General features: G+C 69.8%; 19 protein-coding genes. 18 read left to right on the forward strand and 1 reads right to left on the reverse strand.

Annotated features, from left to right (window positions below; all coding sequences use genetic code 11):
• Positions 1-143 precede the first annotated feature (143 nt).
• A complete protein-coding gene (locus tag H504_RS0106230; protein ID WP_026422076.1) occupies positions 144-473 on the reverse strand; it encodes a hypothetical protein in 330 nt (109 codons plus the stop codon).
• 49 nt (positions 474-522) lie between these two features.
• Here H504_RS0106230 and H504_RS0106235 point away from each other — a divergent pair, with 49 nt between their 5' ends.
• From H504_RS0106235 to H504_RS0106325, 18 genes are all read left to right on the forward strand, one after another.
• On the forward strand, positions 523-1,341 hold the full coding sequence (locus tag H504_RS0106235) for a lantibiotic dehydratase C-terminal domain-containing protein (protein ID WP_084467419.1): 819 nt from the start codon (positions 523-525) through the stop codon (positions 1,339-1,341).
• Positions 1,338-2,237, forward strand: coding sequence for an alpha/beta fold hydrolase (locus H504_RS0106240; RefSeq protein ID WP_026422078.1), 900 nt, complete (start codon positions 1,338-1,340; stop codon positions 2,235-2,237). Before H504_RS0106235 ends, H504_RS0106240 begins: the two co-directional genes overlap by 4 nt.
• Positions 2,237-2,986: a hypothetical protein gene (locus tag H504_RS0106245; RefSeq protein ID WP_026422079.1), complete on the forward strand. Its 750-nt coding sequence runs from the start codon at positions 2,237-2,239 to the stop codon at positions 2,984-2,986. The genes H504_RS0106240 and H504_RS0106245 overlap by 1 nt, the downstream gene beginning before the upstream one ends.
• The gene (locus tag H504_RS38450) at positions 2,983-3,678 is read left to right on the forward strand and encodes an alpha/beta fold hydrolase (protein WP_026422080.1); all 696 of its coding nucleotides are present in this window, start codon (positions 2,983-2,985) and stop codon (positions 3,676-3,678) included. The genes H504_RS0106245 and H504_RS38450 overlap by 4 nt, the downstream gene beginning before the upstream one ends.
• Entirely contained in the window at positions 3,665-3,865 is a 201-nt protein-coding gene (locus tag H504_RS0106255) for a hypothetical protein (protein ID WP_026422081.1), read from the forward strand. Before H504_RS38450 ends, H504_RS0106255 begins: the two co-directional genes overlap by 14 nt.
• Positions 3,835-5,097, forward strand: coding sequence for an AMP-binding protein (locus H504_RS0106260; RefSeq protein WP_084467420.1), 1,263 nt, complete (start codon positions 3,835-3,837; stop codon positions 5,095-5,097). Before H504_RS0106255 ends, H504_RS0106260 begins: the two co-directional genes overlap by 31 nt.
• Positions 5,098-5,286: 189 nt before the next feature.
• On the forward strand, positions 5,287-6,108 hold the full coding sequence (locus H504_RS0106265) for a hypothetical protein (protein WP_026422083.1): 822 nt from the start codon (positions 5,287-5,289) through the stop codon (positions 6,106-6,108).
• Positions 6,105-7,259 (forward strand): hypothetical protein, encoded by a 1,155-nt coding sequence (locus H504_RS0106270; protein WP_157440238.1) that lies wholly within the window; start codon positions 6,105-6,107, stop codon positions 7,257-7,259. The genes H504_RS0106265 and H504_RS0106270 overlap by 4 nt, the downstream gene beginning before the upstream one ends.
• Positions 7,260-9,145: 1,886 nt before the next feature.
• A complete protein-coding gene (locus tag H504_RS33580; RefSeq protein WP_157440239.1) occupies positions 9,146-12,523 on the forward strand; it encodes a phage tail protein in 3,378 nt (1,125 codons plus the stop codon).
• Positions 12,524-12,526: 3 nt separating this feature from the next.
• Complete coding sequence (locus H504_RS0106285; RefSeq protein WP_035303411.1) at positions 12,527-12,958, forward strand: hypothetical protein; 432 nt, start codon at positions 12,527-12,529, stop codon at positions 12,956-12,958.
• Positions 12,959-13,118: 160 nt separating this feature from the next.
• A complete protein-coding gene (locus tag H504_RS33585; RefSeq protein ID WP_051385549.1) occupies positions 13,119-14,534 on the forward strand; it encodes a KamA family radical SAM protein in 1,416 nt (471 codons plus the stop codon).
• Positions 14,527-16,278, forward strand: a complete 1,752-nt coding sequence (locus H504_RS33590; protein ID WP_051385550.1) for a class I adenylate-forming enzyme family protein — start codon at positions 14,527-14,529, stop codon at positions 16,276-16,278. The genes H504_RS33585 and H504_RS33590 overlap by 8 nt, the downstream gene beginning before the upstream one ends.
• Positions 16,275-17,513: an MFS transporter gene (locus tag H504_RS33595; RefSeq protein WP_035303412.1), complete on the forward strand. Its 1,239-nt coding sequence runs from the start codon at positions 16,275-16,277 to the stop codon at positions 17,511-17,513. The genes H504_RS33590 and H504_RS33595 overlap by 4 nt, the downstream gene beginning before the upstream one ends.
• Positions 17,510-19,018: an amino acid adenylation domain-containing protein gene (locus tag H504_RS33600; protein ID WP_051385551.1), complete on the forward strand. Its 1,509-nt coding sequence runs from the start codon at positions 17,510-17,512 to the stop codon at positions 19,016-19,018. Before H504_RS33595 ends, H504_RS33600 begins: the two co-directional genes overlap by 4 nt.
• Complete coding sequence (locus H504_RS0106310) at positions 19,008-19,241, forward strand: phosphopantetheine-binding protein (protein WP_026422087.1); 234 nt, start codon at positions 19,008-19,010, stop codon at positions 19,239-19,241. Before H504_RS33600 ends, H504_RS0106310 begins: the two co-directional genes overlap by 11 nt.
• The gene (locus H504_RS0106315; RefSeq protein WP_026422088.1) at positions 19,238-20,554 is read left to right on the forward strand and encodes a flavin monoamine oxidase family protein; all 1,317 of its coding nucleotides are present in this window, start codon (positions 19,238-19,240) and stop codon (positions 20,552-20,554) included. The genes H504_RS0106310 and H504_RS0106315 overlap by 4 nt, the downstream gene beginning before the upstream one ends.
• Complete coding sequence (paaI, locus tag H504_RS33605) at positions 20,551-20,955, forward strand: hydroxyphenylacetyl-CoA thioesterase PaaI (protein ID WP_035303414.1); 405 nt, start codon at positions 20,551-20,553, stop codon at positions 20,953-20,955. Before H504_RS0106315 ends, paaI begins: the two co-directional genes overlap by 4 nt.
• On the forward strand, positions 20,952-21,545 hold the full coding sequence (locus tag H504_RS0106325) for a TIGR03086 family metal-binding protein (protein ID WP_026422089.1): 594 nt from the start codon (positions 20,952-20,954) through the stop codon (positions 21,543-21,545). Before paaI ends, H504_RS0106325 begins: the two co-directional genes overlap by 4 nt.
• Positions 21,546-21,564 lie beyond the last annotated feature (19 nt).

The following is a 21,564-nucleotide window of genomic DNA, read 5'->3' on the forward strand; positions in this document are numbered from 1 at the left end:
GGTTGGCCGGGTCTCGACCTGCCCACGACGTCCCTGGCCGCGTTGCCGAAACGACCAAGTACGTCCAGTACGAGGCCGTTGCGGCGCCTTGCCAGGAACGCCGTGGACAGGCCGATACCCAACCAACCCCCTGGGTCGAGCCACTAGACCGGTGGCCGCTCGACCGAATCGCCGACGAAGCCCTCCGCTGCGCACCCCCGTTTCCCCGGGTGCACCGGATCGCCACCAGGGCCTGCCACTGCCTCGGCGTCCCCGTCGATCGGGGCGAATGGGTCACCATCGACATCGCCGCCGCGAACCGGGACCTCGGCGATTTCAACCCCGGCCGTGAGACTCCCGGATTGTCGTTCGGCCTCGGCGCCTACCACTGCCTCGGCGTCGCTTTCGCCCGCACTCAGATCACCGCCGTTGTCTCCGCTTTGCTTGAGGCCGACCTTGTTCCGGGTGATCTGGTTCTCCGCCGAGGTCCACACACGACTACGGCGACAGCGTTTCCCTACCGCTTGACCGCAGGGGTGTGCCGTGGCTGAGTGGCGTTCAGTGCATGTCTATCGCTGGCACGGCCAGGACGACCTCCTCCTCGACGTGCTCGGCCCGCATCTGGCCCGGTTCTTCTACCTGCGCTATTGGCGCGGCGGCCCGCACTTGCGCCTGCGGGTGCCACCCGAGTCGTTTGAACCTTTGCGGGCCGCTGTGTTGGAGCACGTGAGCCGCCATCCCGCCCTACCTCGCGTGGAGAGCCCGGGGGCTGATGCCGCGCAACGGGAACTGGCCAGGCTGGAAGACAGCGATCCCATTCCCCTGGTTCCGCAGGACACCGTGCGAGAAGAACCATACGAGCCGGAATACGCCAAGTACAGCGGCCCGGAAGGTGTGGCGATCGCGGAAGAGCTGTTCCACACCAGTAGCTTGATCGCGCTCGACGCGGTGCGGGCGTTCCGCGAGAACCCCCGCAGCCGCATTGTCGTCGCGTTGGACATGCTGTTGGCTGGAATCAAGGTGTCTGAAGAGGACACTTCAGAATTCCTTGCGGGATATCACCGGTTCTGGTCTTCGTACGCGCCTGAGCAGTCCGGCTGGGCGGGGCAGTTCGAGGCGAACGCGGCCGCGGTGACGCAGGTCGTCGAACGCAGCCCGGTTGGACCGCTTGCCCACCGCTGGGCGGAAGCAGTGGCGGACGCGTGGGGTCGGCTCGGCGCGCGGGAGCCGGATGTCCAACGCAGACGGTTGTTGCTGCTCAACTACCTGCACACGCACAACAACCGGATGGGCGTTACACCGATGCACGAGGCATATCTGGGATACCTGGGTCTTCGTGCGCCAGTGGGGCGGCCGGTATGAGCGGCAAACCAACCGTGTACCTCGTGCACGGAATGTTGGAGACCGGGCACAGCCACTACGCCAAGCAGATCCCGCTGTGGCGTACCGACCACCGGATCATCGCCGTCGACCTGCCGGGCCACGGCAACTGCCGGGTCGACGCCGTCTCACCGTTCTACGCACAGGCCGTGAGCTACCTGTCCGCTGTGGTGGATCGCTTCGGACCCGGCCACGTGGTCGCGGCGTCGTACGTCGGTGTGCCGGTGGCGGTGCGGTGCCTGTCGCGCAGGCCGTCGGACGCGTTGTCACTGACGGTGAACGGGTTCGCGCCGGATGTGTCGAAGTCCGTTTTCGACGGTTGGAACCAGGGTTTCGACCGGTTGGAGTGGCTGGCCGACCGCACACCGTTGCTGCGTGAGAGCTACGAACACCTGCACGGCCCGCGCTGGAAGCAAACCCTTGCCTGTGTGCAGCGCGATATCGAGGACGACTACCCAGGTCGGGTCATGGTGACCTCCTCGATGCTCCGAGAACTCGACATCCCGGTTCTGGTGGCGAACGGGGACCAGCGGACCGTGGAGAAGCAGGCCGCGCTGACCGCCGCCGGGGTCGGACCGAAGGTGCGCGGCACGGTGATCCCCGATGCCGGGCACGTGCCGGGGCGGGACAACCCGGAGGTGTTCGCCAAGGTCCTGCGCGGATTCTGGCTCCGCCCCGAGCCGCTGACCAGCGACACGGTCCGGCAGGAGCTGTGCGAGCTGTTGCAGGAGCCCGATGACGGTCGACTGCTCGACTCGATGGAAACCCTTGCCGTCCTCGCTCATCTGGACAGCCGGGGGGTCGCGGTCGGCCAGGGTGAGCTGACCGACTACCCGGCCACCATCGCAGGCTGGGTCGACTGGCTGGGGAACGCCTGATGCGCGTCCTGGTCACCGCTCACCCGCTCACCGGCGATCCACGGCTGGCGCTTGCCCTTGCGGCACAGGAGGCCGGGCACGAGGTTGTGATCGCAGGTCGGGGTGTTGCCGCGTCTGGGGTGCCGGTGTGGCAGCTCGGGCAGGGGTTCATTTCGGCGGGCAACGGGATTGACGCGGCGCTTGAGGATGCCCGTGACCTGATCGCGCGGCTGGACGAGCGGGTCGCCGAGTGGCCGCCGGACCTGGTGGTGCACGACCCGTGCGACCTGGTCGCGCCGCTGATCGGCGCGAAGGGAGCAGCGTATTCCGGCGCCCCGGCCACGTCGCCACGGGTGCAGGAATTGATGGCGCCGGTCCTCGCTCCCCTGTACGCGGAGCGCGGGCTGCCGGATGTCCTCGCCGTGCTGCGCCGGTCTGTCTACTTTGATGTGTGCCCGCCCAGTCTGGCCGTTGATGACGTGTCTTGGTGGCCTCGTCGTCTCCTGTTGCGGCCACTCGTCAAGTCCATAATAGACTACGATGTCGTTGAGGCGCATGGAGAACCGGACATCGTGTTCGCCGCGTTGGCCGGTGGTGTGCCGTTGGTGTTGACGCCGCGATACGCGGATGAGCAGCGCATGGCCGACTTGTGCGCCCGAGCGGGCGTGGTTGTGTCCGAAGGGGATGATCCGGCGGGTGCCGCGCGCAAGGTCGCTGCTGAGATCGCGGAGATGCCGGTCCTCGCCGATGTCCTCAGGAGGCTCGGATGATTCCCGTCGTCGTGCTGCACGGATTCATGGAGACGGCTCGCGGTCACTTCGGTCACCAGATCGCCGCCTGGGGCAAGCACCGCCGCGTCCTCGCCCCCGACCTCCCCGGCCACGGCCGCTCCGAGGTCGACGCCCAAGATCCGTACGCCGACCTGTTGGAGCGCTACCTCATCGCTCTGCTGACCAAGTTCGGCCCCGCTGACCTCGTCGCCGCCTCGTACCTGGGCAGCCCGGTCGCGGCCCGGGTCGCCTCGACCAGACCCGACCTGGTCCGCAGCCTCGTCCTCACCGGTGTCGTCCTCGACGTTCCCGCCGACGTCTTCATCGGCTGGCTGAGCTCCTTTTCCGCCCTCGCTGACAACCGCCCCGACGTCGCCGCCGCTTACCACCGCCTGCACGGCCCCCGCTGGCGCGACACCTTCACCGCCTTCCGCACCGATGCCATCGCCCGCTGTGACACGCACTACGCCGTCACTGAAACGCTTCTGCGCGGGCTCCCCATGCCCCTGCTCATCGCCAACGGTTCCGCCAAGTCCGGCGAGCGCGAAGCGGCCCTGCGTGCCGAGACCTGGGGCTCGCCCGCTCACGGCCGGGTGATCGAGGGTGGCGGCCATATCCCCGGCCAGGACCGCCCCGAGGAATTCGCCGCCGCCGTGACCGATTTCTGGGAGGTCGTCCATGTCAACGCCTGAGTTGCGGCAGGACCTGGAACGCGCGTTGCAGGAGACGGACCACGAGCGGGAGTTGGACTCGCTGGAGAACACGACCGTGCTGGCTTTGTTGGTGGGCAAGGGTTATGAGGCCGGCCAGGCGGACCAGGTACCGAAGACGATTGGGGGTTGGTTGCGATGGGTCGAGCACTCTTCGACGGGTTCCTGAGTGAGGGGTCCGGCGGGATTCACGTGGGTGGCGGATTCACCCCGTGGTCGGAGTTGGTGCGGGGCCTGGACGCGGATGTGCGGCCGGGCAACGCCTATCTGGTCGACCCGACGTCCCCGGTCGAGGCGTTGACCGCTTTCTTCACCGTGGCCAAAGTGCCGGACACGGTGTTGTTGTGGGCGGCGCCGAAGGTGTTCACAGGAGAGACGCGGCAACTCGGTCCCGCCTTGCACGCCGTGCCTTGGGAAGGGGCAGTTGACCGTCCACTGTGGGGGATCATGACGTCCGGCAGCTCAGGTGCGCCGAAGCTGCCGATCGGCCACGCGGACACGTTGGAAGCTGTCGCGCTGCACTACGACGCCGCCGTCTTCCGCCCGATTTTCGACGGCGCGACCTTGGCCACCTGCCTGCCCCTGCAGTTTTCCGCCGCGTTCTTCATGGCCGTGCTTCCCGCCTTGTTCTTCCGCCGCGACCTCGTTGTTTTCCCTGCCCACGATTGGCGTCCAGTGGTGGAGGCCGCGCGGCGGGGTTACGTTGTGTGCCAAGCCGTTCCGGCGGTGACGGCGGCTGGCAGCCTCAGCATCGGCGAGCAGGCCGACATGTCCCGCGCCGCCGTGATCATGGGCGCCGGGTACGTCACCCAGCAACGCGTCGACACGATCCGTTCCCGTTTTCGCGACGTCACTCTCGCCAACATCTACGGCACCGCCGAGACCGGCGCCATCTCCCTCGACCGCGACCCCGGCGCGCACCGCCACGTCGGCAAACCCCTCCCCGGCAAACCCGTCTGGCTCACCGACACCGACGCGGGCGGCATCGGCCGCGTCGCCACCACCGGCCCCGACTGCATGCGCTACCGCTGGACCCCCGGCACTCCACCGGAACCCGTCGGCGACATCGTCACCGGCACCGACTACGGCCACTTCGACCCCAACGGCAACCTCTACCTCGACGGCCGCGTCGACGGCGGCGAGAAACTACACGGCGTCACCATCTACCCCCGCCGCATCGAACGCCACCTCCTCGACCTCCCCGGCGTCGTCGACGTCCGCGTCCTCGTCCGCCACACCCCCGACGGCCCCGACCACCTGGTAGCCCGCGTCATCGGCGACACCACCCCCGCCCAAGTCCGCGAACACTGCACCACGCTCCCCACCGTCGAACGCCCCACCCGCATCGAATGCCTCACCGAATCCGACCCCACCGCCTACACCGCCCACGGCAAGCTCTGAACCCGAGAGACCGCTTGTTGTCCAAAGTGGATGGTGGGTTCCGGCGAAGACAAGTGAGTCCGGCTCACGGAATCTGTTCGGCCGGTGGACATTTCGTGGACATTGACCAGACCTGGCCGTATCTCGTTGGCGCGGTGCGGTACGTTCTGTGGCCACCGGAGGACACCGGCCGCCGCTGGGAGGATGTGCATGTCGACTGTGCCCGATCTGCCGTTGGGGAACGACGACGGGGACGCCGTCTACCTCGCTGAGACACTGCGGCACGAGCGGATCGACCTGCTGCTCGACGACTCGGCCGGGGTCGAGTTGGCCCGGTCGGCGGTGCGGCAGACCGTGTGGCTGGTGATCGGCACGGTGTTGCTGTTCCTGTTCATCAGCATGCTGTCGGGTGTCGGCGGGTCGTCGTCGCGGTCGTCGTCGAGTTCGGGCACGCCGTGGTTGCTGATCGGTGTGTTCGTGGCGGTCGCGGTGGGGTTCATCCGGTGGATCATCTTCATCGGCACCACCATGCGCAAGGAGCCGGTCAGCGAATGGGCGACCCTGCTGGTGGGCAAAGCCGCTGCGGCGGACTCGGTGTACAGCCACGTTGCTGGGCGGTTGCGTGACCGCCAGTTGCCGATCCAGAACTACGTCGCCCGTCGCACCGCGGGTGCTTACAACGTGACCGGAAACCGGCTGGTCTTGGTCGACGGCATCCACTACGTCTACGTCTCGGTGTTCGCCTACGGCACGAGCCTCTACCTCGGTTGGAGCATGTGGCGGATTCGCTCCGGCTCCGACCTCTACCGCGACTACCGGGCCCAGAGCAGCGGCGACCGCCTCGACCAGGTCGGCAGGTTGCTCAACCTCGACCGCCTCAAGGCGATGCGCGAGGCCGTCCACTCGGTGTGCCGCGAGGCCCTGCACACCGCCGTGGAAGATGGTCGGATCTCCGAGGGCTACGGGTTCCCCAACGGCATGCCGCACATCGAGGGCCTTCCCTACGCCACCGCCCCGCGCCCGCAGGCATGACCGGGGTCGTCTTCGCCGGTGGGGGAGACGAGTGGTGGGCTTGGTCCGTCGCCAAGGTCGTTCCCAGCGCGCTGTCCGGAAGCTCGACACCGGTAGACGCGCCTGCTGTCCACAACGAACACTCCGGTAGTGCGGCCACGGTCATGCAGGTTGGCCAACTCCATGGCGGAATCCACTTCCACGAAGGGGAAGCGCTCGCTCCTGATGACTCGGTCTGGCTCCGGTCCGCGTGGGAAACGCTCGGCGACAGTGCCATGGAGATCCGCTACCTGACCACCGGTTCGTCCACTCTGGACGCCTACCTGGTCGTTCGCACCCAGGCCTCGTCCCGGGACGCCGCCGAGGCCCGGGTAACGTCCTTGCGGTCCCGCCTGGCGGTACCCCCGCACTGCGGCGCTGCCGTGCCCGTGGCCGACAAGACCGAGACGCACGCGGTGCTCGACCCGTTCCCGGCCGCCTCCATCGTCGAGATACGGAAGCGGATCACCGTCCAGCGGGCCACCCGCCACGACGCCGTCAGCCCGTGGTTGTCGGCGGTGATCCCGTTCGCGTACCGCCGTCAACCGTGGGACGCGCTGTGGTCGGCGCTCGCCGCTGTCCCGTTCCGGGCCATGCTGTCGATCGGGTTGGCGCCGTACCGGATCGGTCCTGGCCTGCGCTCCCACCTGGCGGCCCGCGCGGCGGAGTTCACCAGGCTCGCTCAACGGGGACCGTCGCCCACCGGGGTCTGGAGCAACCCGCGCCCACCCGACGAGTTCGCCGTCGCCGCTGCCCCACTGGTCGCCGACGCCGTTCGCCGCTACGTCGACCGCGCCTTCCTCACCCGCGTGACCCTCGCCGCCGACCACCCCGTCCCCGCGCTGCTCGCCGAGCTGGCCGCCGTCACCATCTCACCGCCGACCCCGAACTCCGGCTTCGTCGGCGCCGGACCTGTGGTCACCCCACTCAGCCCACCCGAGCACCCCACCGCGTGGAACAACGTCACCGCGCTGAACTTCACCCCACTCCCCGCCCACCTCCAGGGCCACCCACCCGAAACCATCGGCGACCTCGAACGCACCCTCTCCACCATCACCGACCTCGACGAATCCGCCGCCGCGTTCCGACTCCCGTACCGCACCCCCGGAACCCCCTCCCCATTCGACGGCTGACTCGGTTTCGTTCACATCGGTGTCAGCCGAGCGCACGCTGCAGCCCCCGAATCAAGCCAACTGCAGGTCAACGACAGTACGAACGGTCGACGAGTGCCCGGCGCCCAGTTGGGGACTGCCGCCTGCATTGTGGATAACCCATGCACAACAGCCTGTCCACAACGCGTTCGACCACCCACAGCCACGCCATTGAGGTCCGCCGCCGCAGTCACCACCCCCTAGGCTTGATTCGGGGGCTGCCAAGTTCGCCAGCGCCCGGTTCCGACCGGTGCGGCGAACTCGCGGCGGCACGGCAGGCGGCACCTGCTGATTCCGATCGGGTGAGCTCCGGGCGACGCCCCCGCCCCTGGGAGGACGGGCCATCACCGGGCCAACCGGCGAGGACGGCTGCTGACGCGGGCGCGTAGCCGGCAGTTCGGGTGGTGAATGTGCCCCGGCCCTGGGCGCGGCCGCGCAAGCGGGTCGCGTAACCGCACGGTTCGGTCGCGTAGCCGCACGGTTCGGACAGAGGAACTTCGCCGTCACCACCGCGGTGCAGCTTGACACCCGCCGCGTCATCCCATACGGGTCACGGGCGGCCCCCACCCTTCCCGGGGGGCGTCCCCGAGGCCAGTCTACCGGCTGGGCAAGATCGACAGGGGTTGGCGCCGTGGGCTGTGGGCGGACAGGCGGGATGTGGACAAGCGGTGGAGCGGACGGAGGATGCCGTGACCTTGCCCGGGGCGCGGGAGGTCGCCGAGCACTGTGCCGACGGTGTCCTCCGGATGGGCACGACACCCCCGACGACCGGTTCCAGCCGGAGGCCGAAGCGGCCCGCCGCGCGGAACGCCAGTTCTGACGAGTCCTTCGGGTGGATCACGTCGCCGGTGAGGATGGTGCGGAGGCCCGGTCACCGGGTGGCCGGCGAGCGGGAGCGCGTCCCGGCAGCCGATCCCGACCACCCGGACGTGCTCGCGGGGTACCGCGCCACCGACCACAGTGGACCACAACTCGAACTCGCCTGCCGCACCTGTTCCACGCACCGGCGGAACGTCCACAAGAGACAATAGGCAGGCGTTGACCGCGTCGAGCAGCGGCTCGATGCCGCGGTAGGCCGAACCGAACGGCACAACCAGGCCATCACCTGCGGAGTGCGGCCCGCAGGGTTTGCGCGGAGACCGGTCGCCGTCGCGCGGAACCCTGCCAATGCGGCCGGATGCAGCTCCGCCACCGCTTTCGCCGATAACCCACGCCGCCGCAAAGCCTCGTCCATGCGGTCGACGAACCTGTCCTCCTGTCCGATCGGTAGCTGGACGACCAGTGGTGCCGGGTGCGACCGCCGTCGAATCGACTCGACGGCTTGGCTGGTGAACCCTCCGGTTCGAGCCCTTCACCGGTCGGCGCGATTCCGGCGGTGCCCACTCGACTCCCAGGCATGCGCCGGTCCTACCCGATGTGGCCGCGGCCTGCACCAGACCCGACGAAGGAACGAGGATCACCTCGTAACGCGAGCACGGGACGACAGCGTTACGCATGAACATCCCCTCTGGCCGCGCGCCCCGATAGCGCGTCCGTGCGAAAAGCAGCCAACCCGAACGCATCGCGGATGCCGATTTCGGTCACCACGGCGGTTCGCTTCCCGTCACGTCGAACATTGAGGTGTAGCTGGAGGGCGACGACACGGCGTGGCCGGATGTGGCGGCGGTGAGGGGGCAGGGGGGATTGCCCGGATGGGTGGACGTGTGGGCGTTACCGGGGTGGTGTGGCGCGGGGACAGTCGGGGGGGCCTGGTTGGGGACGAGCGCGCCGGGAGGGCATATGGGCGAGCTGGGTGCCGGGCGCCGCCTGGTTGGGGGAGAGTGAAGGCGCCGGGGGAGAAGGGGGAGGCGGACGCCCAGCGTGGTGGGATGGGGCGTCGGGTGAAGGCGCGGGGTGGGGTGCCGCGGGTGGCCGGGTTGTCGGTGGCGAACCTGCGGGGGTTGCAGCGGGCGGTGGGGAATCGGGCGGCGGCGTCGTTGGTGGCGCGGCCGGTGCAGCGGTTGGTCGAGGCGCCTGGGGGGCGGCCGCAGGCGGAGGGTGATCCGCGGTTCGCCTCCGTTGAGGCCGATGTTCGGGGCAAGCAGAAGCAGGTCGCGGCGCATCCGGCTGCCGCGTCGGAGGCCAAGGCTTCGCAGGATGCCGCGGTGGCGCCGCCGGACGACAAGCTCGCACAGGGCAAGGCGGCCAATGCGGAGAAGATGAACGCCGCCAAGCCGGGGGAGTTCAACAAAGCCGCGTTCGTGAAAGCCGTTGAAGACGCCATCGCCGCGCAGGCGCCGAAGAACCTCGAAGAGGCGGACAAGTTCAGCGGGTCGGGCAAGGCGGCCGCGGTCAAGGGGCAGGTCCAAGGACAGGTCACCGCGGGGAAAGCGGCCTCGGCGGGGCCAATCGAGTCAACCACCAACGCGCCGCCGGACACCGCCGCGGCCAAGGACAAACCGGTCACCCCGCTGCGCCCCGACCAGCCGCCACCCACACCTGCCGCGCCGGACGCCGCGAAAGCCATACCGGAGAAAGCGCCCGACGCGGCGACGGATTTCTCCGCCGGACCCAGGCAGGTCGACCAGGAAATGGCGACCGCGGAGGTCACCGACGAGCAGTTGGCCAAGTCCAACGAGCCCGCGTTCACCGGCGCGCTGGCCGACAAGAAGGAAACCGAGCAGCACGCCGCGACCGCGCCCGGCCAAGTCCGCGCGCAGGAGGCGCAAACGTTGTCGGCGGCCAAAACGCATGCGGCCCAACAGGGTGTGGCGGCGATGGCGGGGCTATCCGGGGCGCGACAGCGGGCGGGGACGGCGGTCAGCGCCGAGAAGCAGGGCACCAAGGGCAAGGACGAGGCCAGCCGCGCCCAAGTCACCGCGACCCTGCAGAAAGTGTTCGACGGGACCAAAACCGACGTCGAGGCCATTCTGTCCGGATTGGACAAGAAGGTCGACGACACCTTCACCGCGGGTGAGAAGACCGCCCGTGACGCGTTCACCGCCGAGCACAAGCAACGGATGGACGCCTACAAGGACAAGCGCTATTCCGGGTTCACCGGGAAGCTGCGTTGGGTCAAGGACAAGTTCGCCGGACTGCCCGACGAGGCCAACCAGATCTTCGTGACCGCCCGGCAGGGCTACGTGACCCGCATGCGCGGTGTGATTTCGACCGTCGCCGACGTCATCGGCGCCGAACTGGGCCGGGCCAAGGCGCGCATCGCCACCGGTCGTGACCAGTTGCAGGCCGAGGTCCGGAAACTGCCCGCCGACCTGCAGTCCCTCGGCAAACAGGCGGCCGGTGACCTGGCGGGCAAGTTCGACGAACTCACCGAGTCCGTTGACGCCAAGGGCACCGAACTCGTCCAGGCCCTCGCCACCAAGTACAACGAAGCCCTCAAGTCCGTCGACGCCGAAATCTCCGCCGAGAAGGAGAAGAACAAGGGCTTGGTCGCCAAGGCGATCGGCGCGATCAAGGGTGTCATTGACGCCATCCTGCAGCTCAAAGACCTGCTGCTCGGCATACTCGCCAAGGCCGCCTCGGCGGTCATGAAGATACTCAAAGACCCCATCGGTTTTCTCGGCAACCTCGTCTCCGCCGTCGGCGCGGGCCTGCGCGCGTTCATCGGCAACATCGGCGAACACCTCAAGAAGGGCCTGGTCGGCTGGCTCACCGGCGCGATGTCCGGCGCGGGGCTGCAACTCCCGGCGAAATTCGACCTGCGCGGCATCCTGATGATGATCGCGTCCCTCCTCGGCCTCACCTGGGCCGCCATCCGCGGCCGGATCGTCGCCAAGGGTGTTCCCGAACCGGCCGTGGCCGCCGCCGAACAAGCCGTGCCGGTGGCCCAGAAAATCCGTTCCGAGGGCATCGGTGGAATCTGGGAGTCCATCAAGGACAAAGTCAGCGACCTCAAGGCCACCCTGTTCGGCAAAATCGCCGAATACCTCATCCCCACCGTGCTCGTCGCGGGCATCACCCTGCTCGTCTCGATGCTCAACCCCGCCTCGGCCTTCGTCCGCGCGGTCAAGATGATCATCGATATCGTGACCTTCATCGTCACCCAGGGCGCCCAGATCATCCAGTTCGTCAACGCCGTCCTCGACGCCGTCATCGCCATCGCGGGCGGCGGCGCGGGCGGCGTCCCCACCCTCATCGAGGGCGCCCTGGCCGCCTCCATCCCCGTCCTGATCGGCGCCCTCGCCGCCATCGCGGGCATCTCCGGCGTCACCGACAAGGTCAAGAAGATCGTCCAGTCCCTGGCCAAACCGGTGATGAAAGCCGTCGACTGGGTCGTCGACAAGATCACCGGGGTCGCCAAGAAGCTCTGGGCCAGGCTCAGGGGCGTCGGCAAGAAGGGGCGGGAGCAGGACGACCGCCAGGCCAGGCTGACGGGGGCGGTTCGCGACGTGCACGGTCTCATGCGGGCGCAGGGCGCCACCGTGGAGTCCGTGACCGCCGGGTTGGCCCCGATCAAGAGCAGGTACCGGCTCACCGACCTGGCCATCGTGCGCGACGACGTGGGCCGCTACCACCCGCGCGCGGTCATCAACCCGTTGGTCGACGGAAGTCCCGGCCCGCTGTTCAACGCGGCCGAGCTGGCCGAGATGCAGGCCGTCGCCGACGAGTACGCGGCCAAGATCCGGGAGAAGCCCGCCGAGGTCGCCGCGTTCAACGCCGACCCCCGCAAGTACCTGCTGCCCAACGCCAAGACCGGCGCCACCAAGATCACCCTGGGCCGCTCGGTGGAGTCGGCGGCCACACCCGGCCTGCGCGAGCTCGCCGCCGAAGCCGGGCTGACCCTGCTCAGCGGCGTGCACCTCCAGTTCGTGGACGCGGCAGGCCAGCCCATCGGCGGTCAGCAGAACGAGCTTGACTTCGTACTCCTGGGTGCGGAGGGTGTCACCGAGGTCATCTCGGCGAAGTTTTCTCCCGGAAGCGTGAAGTTCAAGCGGGACCGGACGATGCTGGGGCACTTCTACACGATGCCCACCGGGCCGCCCGCCGCCATCGTCGCGTACATCAGGGACAGGTTGAACATCGACTCACCCGCCTACGGCGCGGTCGCCGGGGTCCGGGTCGTGCATTCAGGCGGGTCGCAGTCGCTCGCCGAGTTCCGAGCCGCCCACCTGGCTAAGATCCCGGTCGGCTCGGTGACCATCAAGGCGGTGACGCCGGATGAGCCGGACGCCAGGGGCATCCGGTTGCGGGCGACCAAGGTCGAGCTGATCGACGAGATCGTCAAGCTGATGCGGCCGCCGCTGTAGGAGGTGAACGTGGTGCAGGCGATGCAGGTCTTCTCGGCGCCGGGGGACGAGGACGCGCCGCTGCCGGTGGTCTACCCGGGGTGGTCGTTCGACCGCGAGGTCTACCTGCCGCTGTGGGACTGGTACCTGATCGTCGACCAGGCCAGGTCGCGCGACGCGGGCCTCGGCGAGCTGCTGGCGGAGGTGTCGGGCAGCGCCGATCCCGCCGACCCGCTGCCCAAGGTGGTGCCCGGCGAGCTGCTGGACCGCCTCGTCGAGTTCGTCGAGCGGTTGGCCGCCGAGTTCGCCGGTGGGGTGGACCTGGCCGCCGAGCAGGCGGAGCGGGACCTGGGGGACTACAGCAGCGTCGTCTACGCCGACATGCTGCGCGCGGTCGGCCAGGTGCTGCGGGAGGCACGCCGCACCGGCGAGCCATTCGAGGCCTGGAACGAGTGACGGGCAGGTCGGCACATAACCAGCCGACATAACTGCCGCCCGGATGGGGGTGGCCGACGTCTCAGTCGCTGCCGTGACCGGCAACGATGAGGATGGCTAATCGGTCGATTCGGTACTTCTCCTTGATGGGGTCGGATGGGGTCGTGATGATTTCTGCGACATGGCTCATTCCACACGGCACCGATGGGGAGCAAGTGTGTCGGAACAGCCCTATTCCTACGTTCGGAAAGAACTGGTCGAGCCCGACTGGACTCGATTGTCGGGATGGCGCGACGTCGGGTCGGCGGACTGGTTCGACCCGCAGTGGCAGCGTGCGCACTGCGTGAAGACCGTTGTCGGGTTGCGGGGGGTGTACGGGGATCTGCTGCCCGAGTCGTTCTACGGTGACCTGGCGCGTGACCAGGCCGAGCGGGCGACGATGTCGTTGTTGTTGCCGCCGTATGTGCTCAACATGATGGCGCCCGAGCAGGTGCCCGACGCTGAGGCGATGTACGCCGATCCGGTGCGCAGGCACATGTTGCCGGTGTTCTCCGACCGCATGACCGAATGGCCCAGCCACCCGCACGCTTCCCGCGATTCGTTGCACGAGGCGGACATGTGGGTCGTGGACGGCCTGACCCACCGCTATCCGACGAAGGTGTTGGCGGAGTTGGTCGCGACCTGCCCGCAGTACTGCGGGCACTGCACCCGGATGGACCTGGTGGGTAACTCCACCCCGCAGGTGCCGAAGCTGAAGTTCACCGTGAAGCAGTCCGATCGCTACGACGCGATGCTGGACTACCTGCGGCGCACTCCCTCGGTGCGCGACGTGGTGGTGTCCGGCGGTGACGTGGCGAACGTGCCGTGGCGCCGGTTGGCCGACTTCGTGGGCGCGTTGCTGGAGATCGACAACATCCGCGACATCCGGTTGGCGTCCAAGGCCCTGATGGACCTCCCGCAGCACTGGCTCACCGATGAGGCCCGCCGCACCGTCGAGCAGTTGGCGACCACCGCCCGCGAGCGCGGGGTCAGCCTGGCGGTGCACACGCATGTGAACTCCGCGCGGCAGGTCACCCCGCACAACGCCAAGGCGGCACGCACCCTGCTCGAACTGGGTGTGCGCGACGTGCGCAACCAGGGTGTGCTCATGCGTGGTGTCAACGATTCCGGGCACGCGTTGCTGGACCTGTGCTTCTCGTTGCTCGATGGCGCGGGCGTGTTGCCCTACTACTTCTACATGTGCGACATGATCCCGAACGCCGAGCACTGGCGGCTGCCGCTGCACCAGGTGCAGGCGCTGCAGCACGCGATCATGGGTTACCTGCCGGGTTTCGCCACCCCGCGCATCGTGTGCGACGTGCCGTTCGTCGGCAAGCGCTGGGTGCACCAGGTCGACAGCTACGACCGCACCCGCGGCATCTCCTACTGGACCAAGAACTACCTGACCTCGCTGGAGCGCGACGACCCGTACGCCCTCGCGCGGACGTACGAGTACTACGACCCGATCCACACCCTTGACGAGGAAGGCCAGGACTGGTGGCGCGAGCGCGCGGCGGCCCTGGTGACCACATCGACCGGCAGGAGTGACCATGAGTGAGACCAGCCCCGTCGCGCCGCTCGCGGTCCGCGAGCGTTTCCTGACCGACCCGGACCTGGGCGCGGGCAACTTCCTCGACCACGCCCTGCGGCACAACCCCAACCCGGACCTGCCGCTGGTCTACACGCACAGCACCGATCCCCGTGGTCAGGTGCAGTTACGTGGGCACAGCCTGCGTGACCTGGAAGCCTTGCGCGACCAGTACGCCCGTTGGTACCACGCCAACGGTGTGCGCGTCGGCGACCCGGTGGCGGTGGTCGTGCGGGACGGTCTGCAGCCGATCATCCACTTCCTCGCGCTGTCCGCGCTGGGGGCGATCGCGGCCCTGGTCAACGACGCGATGCCGGTCGCGACCGCCAAGCGCTACCTGGACCACGTCGGCGTGGTCGGTGTGGTCGCCGACGACCAGCGCAGGCTGGCGGCGGAATACCGGCCGGGCCAGGCGCGGCCGCGGTTCCTGGTGTGGTCGGGCGAGGTGCGCGGGCACGACCCGGAGTCCGGTTCGCTGCCTGAGGGATACCCGTTCCAGCACGGGCCGGACGACATCGTCGCGCTGATCCACTCGTCGGGCACCACCGGCACTCCGAAGTCGACGATGGTGGCGCACCGGCAGTTCTGGGTCGGCAAGGAGTCGCGCATGGTGCGCTTCCCCGCCGAGGACTACGACCGCCTGCTGTCGCTGATGCCGCACACGCACGCGGGCGGCCTGAGCTACCTCCTCACCACTGTCCTACTCGGACTTCCGACGTTGACCATGTCGGACTGGCGCCGCGCGGCCGTGGAGCCGGTCATGGCGGCGTTCCAGCCGACCATGGTGGCGTCCTTCCCGCGCACCTTCGTGCAGTTGGCCACCGGCGAGGCCCCGACGGCGGCCGCCGCCAAGGTCCACACCTGGTTCAACACCGGCGATTCCGCGCACCACGGCCACATCCGCAAGCTCGTGCGGTTGGGCACCCGCCCGTCCGGCCTGATCCAGCCGTGGTTGCTCCCCCAGGGCGCTCCGGACAGCCAGGGCCTGCCCGGTTCGCGGTTCATCGACGGGCTCGGTTCGTCGGAGATGGGCATGGCGCTGTTCGGCCAGGTGCACACCCCCGAGTCGGAGCGTGACGACCGCGCGATCGGCGCCCCGGTCGCCGTGGTGGAGAAGGCGGCCGTGCTCGACGACGCGGGTGACGAGCTGCCCGACGGCGAGGTCGGCAACCTGGCTGTGCGGACCCCGAGCCGCACCCCGGGTTACTGGAACGACTCGGAGCTGACCGCGACCTTCGAGCTCAACGGGTACTGGCTCACCGGCGACGTGGCCCGGCGGACCGCCGACGGCCGCTTCTACCACCTCGACCGCACCGTGGACGTGATCCACACCGGCGCGGGCCCGGTCTACACGTTGCAGTTGGAGGAGGTCGTGATCGCCGAGTGCGACGGTTGGGTGCTCGACGCCTCGGTGGTCGGCGTCCAGGACGCGACCGGTCCGGTGCCGATCGCGGTCGCGCAGACCATTGTGGACATCGAGCCTACGGAAGCGTTGGAACAGGCCAACAAGGCGCTCAGCACAGCCGGTCTGGCCACCCTCCGCGCGCTCGTGCTGCTCGACGCGGGCGAGGACTTCCCGCTCGGCCCCACCGGCAAGGTCCTCAAGCGCCACCTGCGCACCCGCTTCGCCGCGCTGTTCACCTCCGGTGTGGACGGTGCGCGAGTGGCCGTGGCCGACAACAGCCAACCATTGCGGAGTCGAAGGAACCGATGAAGTCGCTCTCCAGGCCGGTCGCGTTCTGGGTGGTCGGCGCGACGCAGTGCGCGCTGCTGTTCGCCTCCAGCGCCCCGTCACCCATCTATGCGCTCTACCAGGCGTCGTGGCACTTCTCGTCGATCACCCTCACCTGGGTGTTCGCCGTGTACGCGCTGGTGCTGCTGGTGGCGCTGCTGCTGGTCGGCGGCCTGTCCGACCACATCGGACGGCGACCGGTGCTGTTCGCCTCGCTGGTGCTGCAGGTCCTGTCGATGGTGTTGTTCCTGCGCGCGGACGGTGTCGGCTGGTTGATCGCCGCCCGCGCGGTGCAGGGGTTCGCCACCGGCGCGGCGACCGGGGCCACCAGTGCCGCCGTGCTGGACCTGCGGCCCGCGGACCGGCCCGCGCTCGGCCCGCTGGTCAACAGCATGGCCCCGATCGTCGGCCTGGCGTTGGGCGCGATCGGCGCGGGTCTGCTGGTCGAGTACGCGCCGCACCCGACAACACTGGTGTACGCGCTGTTGTTGGTCGTGTTCGTCGTGGCCGCGCTCCTGGTGCCGGGTCTGCCGGAGACATCACCGCGCAGGCCCGGTGCCTGGGCGTCGCTGGCGCCGCGGTTGGCGGTCCCGACGAGGTTGAGGCCGTTGTTCCTGGTTGTGGCGCCGTCGCTGTTCGCGGTGTGGGCGTTGGGCGGGCTGTACATGTCGCTCGGGCCGTCGATCGCGGTGACCCTGCTGCACGCGCCGAACCGGCTGGTCGGCGCGCTGGTGATCACCGCGCTGACCGGCGCGGGCTCGGTCGGCGCGTACCTGCGCAGGCACCGCGCGCCGCGGACGACGATGACCCAGGGCTTCGGCGCGTTCCTGGTCGGCGTCGGCATCACCCTCGGCGCGCTGCACCTGACGTCGATCCCGGGTTTCTTCGTGGGCGCGGTCATCGCGGGCTACGGCTTCGGCACCGGGTTCCTCGGCGCGTTCCAGACCCTCGGCCCGCTCGCCGCCCCGGCCGAGCGCGGCGGGCTGATCTCGGCGATGTACGTCGCCTGCTACCTCGGCTTCAGCCTGCCCGCCGTCGCGGCGGGCGCGGCCGTGGCGTCCGAGGGCCTGGCCGTCACCACGACCGTCTACGGGTTCGTCGTGATGGCCCTCGCGGTCGCCGCCATCGTCGGCCTGACGACCCTGGGCCGCCGCGACCACCCAGTGGACGGGCAGGCACCCACGCGGTCGGCCGAACCAACAGGGAGACCCAGATGAGTTCCCCCACCGATTCCATGGATATCACGGATATCACGGACATCGTCACCCGGTTCTTCGACACGGCCCGGCGCCACCCGGATCTGATCGCGGTGCGGGACAACGACCGCCAGGTCAGCTACGCGGAACTGCTCGACCTGGTCCGGCGGGTCGCCGGTCCGCTGGCAGGCCCGACCACCCCGGTCGGCGTCCTGACCAGCCGCTCGGTGGACGTCGTGGCCAACCTGCTCGGCGTGCTCACCGCGGGCCGGGCGTACGTGCCGATCGACCCGACCTTCCCCGCCGCCCGGCGGGGCGCGATGCTCGGGGCGGCGGGCTGTGGCGAGGTGATCGGTCCCACGCTGTCGGACAGGGCGCCCTCCCTGGACGAACCGGTGTCGGTGACCGGCAAGACACCCGCCTACATCCTGTTCACCTCGGGTTCCACGGCGGCGGCGAAACCGGTGGCCATCCCCCGGACCGCCATCGCCGCCGCCGTGGATTCACTCGGCGACCTGCTCGACGTCGGTCCCGGTGACCGCGTGCTGCAGTTCGCGTCGCTCAACTGGGACACCTGTTTCGAGGAGATCCTGCCCGCGCTCACCCGCGGCGCGACCCTGGTGTTCGACGACGACGCGTACTCGGGTCTGTTCCCCCGGTTCCTGCGGATGGTCGACCGCCAGGGCGTTACCCTCCTCGACCTGCCCACGGCCTTCTGGCACGAGCTGGTCGTCGACCTGACCGACGACGGTCCCCGCCCGCTGCCGGAATCCGTGCGGACGGTCGTCATCGGCGGGGAAGCCGCCCGGCAGGCCCGGTTCGACGCGTGGCGCACTCTGCCCGGCGCCGAGCGCGTGCGGCTGGTCAACACCTACGGCTGCACCGAGACCACCCTGGTCACCCACGCCGTCGACCTCTTCGGACCGCGGGCGGACCCGGCGCGCGCGGGCGGTCCGATCCCCATCGGCCGCCCGCTGCCGCACGTGGTCCAGGTGATCGGCGACGACGGCGAGCTCGTCATCGGCGGTCCGGCCCTGGCCACCGGCTACCCGGGCCTGCCGGAGCTCACCGCCGAGCGGTTCGTCGACCGGGACGGCGGCCGCCACTTCCACACCCGCGACCGGGTCCGCGCGCTGCCCGACGGCGTGCTGCTGCACGAGGGCAGGCTCGACGACGAGCTGAAGGTGCGCGGCATCCGGGTCAGCCCCGGCGAGGTCGAGGCCGCCCTGTGCGCGCACCCGGGTGTGGCGGCGGCCGCGGTCACCGGGCACGGCATCGGCGACCACACCTCGATCGTGGCCTACGTGGTCGCCCGCCCGCCGATCCGGGACGACCTGGGCGCCGAGTTGCTGCGGCACCTGCGCGCCACCAGTCCCGCCCACCTCGTCCCCGCTCGCGTCACCGTGGTGCCGGAGTTGGCGCACACCGCCAGCGGCAAGCTCGACCGGCGCCGCACCCATCAATTGCACGCGCCCCAGTCCCAACCGCACGCGACCGAAACCAAGGAGGCACACCATGTCCACTGACCTCGTCGTCGACGGCATGATCCGCACGTTCAGCCGCGTCCTCAGGTCCGACGACGTCACCCCCGACTCCGACTTCTTCGAACTCGGTGGTGACTCGCTCTTAGCCACCCGCGTGCTCAGCGCGGTCGCCCGCGAGTTCGGCCCCGAACTGACCATCGGCGACCTGCTGGTCGCGCCGACCCCGAGCGCGCTGGCCAAGCTGATCGAGGTCGAGCTGTCGTGACGGTCGCGATCGTGGGCGCGGGCCTCGCGGGCCTGACCGCCGCCACCGAGTTGGCCGCGCTCGGCATCGACGTCGTCGTGTTCGAGGCCAGGGACCGGGTCGGCGGCCGCACGCACGGCGTCGAGGTGGCACCGGGGCAGTGGGCCGACGCGGGCGCCGCCTACCTGGGGTCCCGGCACACCGAGCTGACGGCGCTCATCTCCCGGCTCGGCCTGGCCACCACCCCGACCAGCACCGAGGGGCAGAGCAGGTTCTCCTTGCGCGACGGCGACCCGGTGACCACCGACGGGCGGTTCCCGCCGGTCAGCGCGGTGGCGTTGGGCGAGCTGTTCGACCTGCTCGACGAGGTCACCGCCGCCATCCGCCCCGACGCGCCGTGGGAGTCGGCGAACGCGGCCGCGCTGGACGCCGAGACGGTGACCGAATGGGTTGAGCGCAGCGTGCGCCACGCCGACGCCCGGCTGTTCTTCCCGCTGTTCCTCGGCGAGATGATGGCCGCCGACCCCGACGACATCTCCGTGCTGCACATGGGTTTCTACCTCGCGTCCGGCGGTGGCCTGCAGTTCCTCAACGCCTTCGAGGGCGGCGCCCAGGAGTCCCGAGTAGACGGTGGGGCTCACCAGATCGGCGAGTTGCTCGCCGCCAAGCTCGGCGACCGGTTGCGGCTGTCGGAGACCGTGCGGTCCATTGCGGAGACCGACGCGAGCGTGGTCTTGACCACCGACGGCGGAACCTGGGACGCCGAGGCGGTCGTGGTGGCGATCCCGCCGCTGCTGGCCGACGCCATCGAGTTCCACCCCGCGCCGCCCGCCCGGTCCGGTTCGGGGGTGGCGCCGGGGTGCGCGATCAAGGTGCAGTTGGTGTACCCGTCGCCGTTGTGGCGCGCGGAAGGGCTCTCCGGCTGGTCGGTCAGCGCGGACGGGCCGCTGTTGTCCACAGTGGACGACTCGCCGCCCGGTGGGGTCGGCGTGCTGACCGGGTTCGTCACCGGCGCCGAGGCCAAGCGGTTCGGCGCGTTGACGGCGGACCGGCAGCGGGCGCGGGTGCTGGCCCAGACCCGGCGGCTGTTCCCGTCGCTGCCCGACCCGATCGGCTACCACCGCACCGACTGGCTCAACGACCCGCACAGCCGCGGCTGCTACGCGGCCCTGTTCGGCCCCGGCGACTGGGTCGCCACCGGCCCCACCCTGACCACGCCGCACGGCCGGGTCCACTGGGCGGGCACCGAGACCAGCACCGAGTTCTTCGGCCTGATGGAGGGCGCCATCCGCTCCGGTCGCCGGGCCGCCGCCGAGATCGCGGGCACCCGGTGACCGCCGGGGTCGACGCCAGCGACCGCACCGCGCTGGCGTTGGGCATCGAGCTCACCGCGGTCGGCGACGGCCGGGCCACCGCCCGGCTCCGGCTGACCGACGACATGGTCAACGTGCACGGCATCGGCCACGGCGGCTACCTGTTCCTGCTCGCCGACGTCGCGTTCTCCTACGCCTGCAACAGCCGGGGACGGGCCGTCGCGCACGCGGCCGAGGTGGCCTTCCTGCGCCCGGTCCGGCCCGCCGAGGTGGTCACGGCGGTGGCGGTGGAACGCACCCGTTCCGGGCGGGACGGCCTGTACGACGTGACCTTGCGCAACGAACGTGGCACGGTGGTGGCGGAGTTCCGCGGCCACGCCCGGTGGCTGGGAGACGCCCCGGCCGCGGAGGTGCCCGAGTGACTGATGTTCGTGACTGGGACCGGCGCGCGCTTGAGGTGACCGACCAGATCGTGGCGCGCGTCCGGTCCCACCACCTCGACCTGCCGTCCCCGTGCGCCGACTGGACAGTCCGGCGCCTCCTGGAGCACATGATCGGCCTCAACCACGGTTTCGCCGGCGCCGCCGAGGGCCTGCACACCACCGCGTCCGACTGGGCCGACCACCCCTTCGACGACACCCCAGCCGCCACGTTCACCGCGTCCGCCCACCGAGCCACCACCGCATTCGCCACCGTCGACCTCGACCAGCCCCTGTGGCTCCCCCTCGTCCGCGGCGGCGGCACCTACCCGGCGTCGGTGGCCATCGGCTTCCACTTCGTAGACAGCGTCGTGCACGCCTGGGACGTAGCCGCCGCACTGGGCGGTCGCCCGGAGTTCACCCCGGAGCTGCTGTCCGCCGTCCAGCCCTACGTCAACGAGGTTCCAGACGGCCCGAACCGACGCCAACCGGAAGCCACCTTCCAACCCGCCGTACCCACCGACAGCGGAGACCACCTGGACCAGATCCTCGCCCTCCTGGGCCGCGACCCCCGGTGGCCGGGCGACGAATGACGCTTTCTCCATGCCGGAA

Source organism: Actinokineospora inagensis DSM 44258, assembly GCF_000482865.1.
GTDB classification, from domain to species: Bacteria; Actinomycetota; Actinomycetes; order Mycobacteriales; family Pseudonocardiaceae; genus Actinokineospora; species Actinokineospora inagensis.